The 2,235-nt window shown below is 44.1% G+C and carries 2 protein-coding genes; both read left to right on the plus strand.

Going from position 1 to position 2,235, the window contains the following annotated elements:
* Positions 1-254 precede the first annotated feature (254 nt).
* On the plus strand, positions 255-1,427 hold the full coding sequence (locus tag BM063_RS17100) for a DNA cytosine methyltransferase (protein WP_245752335.1): 1,173 nt from the start codon (positions 255-257) through the stop codon (positions 1,425-1,427).
* 17 nt (positions 1,428-1,444) lie between these two features.
* The gene (locus tag BM063_RS17105; protein WP_092041923.1) at positions 1,445-2,161 is read left to right on the plus strand and encodes a PmeII family type II restriction endonuclease; all 717 of its coding nucleotides are present in this window, start codon (positions 1,445-1,447) and stop codon (positions 2,159-2,161) included.
* Positions 2,162-2,235 lie beyond the last annotated feature (74 nt).

Below are 2,235 nucleotides of genomic sequence, written 5' to 3' on the forward strand. Positions count from 1 at the left end.
GAAAATCATTTCGATCACCTATGAATCCATTCGACCATGAGGTAACATTTTCCTTCGGAATTTCCCGATCTAAGTTAGTCGACGGGGCACTAGATAGAATTGATCATGTCAAAGTCTTTGGAACAGCTATTAAGGATTGACCCCTCCATTAAGGGGTTTCTCGTTTTGATTAAAGGGGTAAGATAAATACTCTCCATTACTGGAGCTAACATATAGGCTTTGATAAAATATCATACATGAAGGAGTGATCGAGATTGGAATATCCGGTTATCTCTCTCTTTAGTGGAGCGATGGGTCTTGACATTGGATTGGAGAAAGCGGGATTGGATATTCGTATAGCTCAGGATATCGATCCCTGCTGTGTCAAAACAGCGGAAGCCAATGGTCATCAGTGCATCCATGGAGATATTCGCGAATTAATTCAAGAAGATCCTGATTGCAAATTTTTGCTGAAGCCGGCAGGCTTGTATCCGGGAGAAGTATTTGCTGTCGTAGGTGGCCCTCCCTGTCAGCCGTTTAGTACAGCAGGTAAACGTTTGGCAACCAATGACCCTCGCGGAAGCTTGTTTATGGAATTTTGTCATGTGATTAAGGTTGTTCGTCCCCGATTTTTCGTCATGGAGAATGTAAAGGGATTGTTGTCTTCTGCCATTAAGCATCGACCGCTGAAAGATCGGGATAAAGAACCTCTTACCGAAGAAGAGAAACCCGGTTCTGCATTCAATGTAATCAAGAATACATTAATGAGTCTCGGATACAAGATTGAATACGGCGTGCTTGATGCCGTTCATTATGGTGTTCCTCAGTTTCGTGAACGGTTGATTATTATCGGTTCCCGTGATCACGAAGACATTTTCTTGCCTGTTCCGACTCATTTTCATTCTCATCAGGATCCGAACTACCGATGGAGGACTCTTCGGGACGCAATTCAAGACTTGGAAGATGATCCCGGAGAGTATATTCAGTTTTCTGAGGAGAGGCTGAAGTATCTCAGGATGGTTCCTCCGGGTGGTAATTGGCGTGATTTGCCCGAGGATGTCAAGCCTATTGCAATGGGCGGGGCGTATCATAGCGGCGGCGGAAAGATTGGTTTTTATCGTCGCTTGGATTATGATCAACCCTCCCCTACTCTAGTAACGAGTCCTGTTCAAAAAGCAACGATGTTTTGCCATCCTACACAGGATCGGCCTCTATCGGTAAAAGAATACGCAAGGATTCAGCAGTTTCCGGACGACTGGCAGTTTGAAGGCAAAATTTCCGATCAGTATCGCCTCATTGGAAATGCTGTTCCGGTCGGTCTCGGTTACGCGATTGGACAAACTCTTAGATCTGTCGCGGAAGGAACTGCTAGGATCGTAACACGTCGTTTCAGAGGAACATCTGTTCATGAATCGATCCAAAGAGTAATTACTGTGGCACAAAATTAACTCGGGGAGGCATTCATATGATTGATTCTCAAACACTTGAAAAGAAAATCGCCGAGTTGTTGGATGATTTTTATAAACGACGGATTAGTAGGATCCAAACCCTAAGATTGAAAGATACTCTGAAAAGAAAGAATCCCTATTTATTCCGAGCCATCGGAACACAGAAAGCCTCTGATATCGTTGAGCAGATCCTCAGGGCATACATCTCCAGCAGTGACGAAGGGATTTTTGGAGATGCCTTCTTTGAACCTCTTGCCAAATTTGTCTCTGGTGGGCATGTTGCTCCATCGGAAGGCGTTGATATTGCGATTGAAACAGAAACCACTTATAAGGCTATTGCAGTCAAAAGCGGTACAAGTGTATTTAACGCTCAAAGCAAAAAGAGACAAGCAGAGGACTTTCGTTCCCTTGCTAATCGATTGAGAAAGATTCAAAAGCACTTTGACCCGATCGTTGGTTATGCTTATGGGAAGAAAAATCAGAGAAAGGCCGATGCTGAATTCAGAGAGTTGGCAGGTCAGGCTTTCTGGGAGGAACTTACGGGAGATCCCGATTTTTATTTGAAAATTATTCGCCTGATGAAGGACTACCCTCAGAAACATCTGCCTGAATATCAGCAAGCTTGGGATGCTGCAGTTAATCGTTTCTCCCGAGAGTTCATCCAAGAATTTTGTTTCGAGGATGGAACAATCGACTGGGAGAAGCTGACTAGGTTTAATTCTGGATACAAATAAAGAGAACATCCGGGGGTAAATCCCCCGGATGAGGCTGTTGACAAAGAAGGGTCAACAGCCTTTTTTGTTGAATT

Source organism: Planifilum fulgidum (assembly GCF_900113175.1).
GTDB classification, from domain to species: domain Bacteria; phylum Bacillota; class Bacilli; order Thermoactinomycetales; family DSM-44946; genus Planifilum; species Planifilum fulgidum.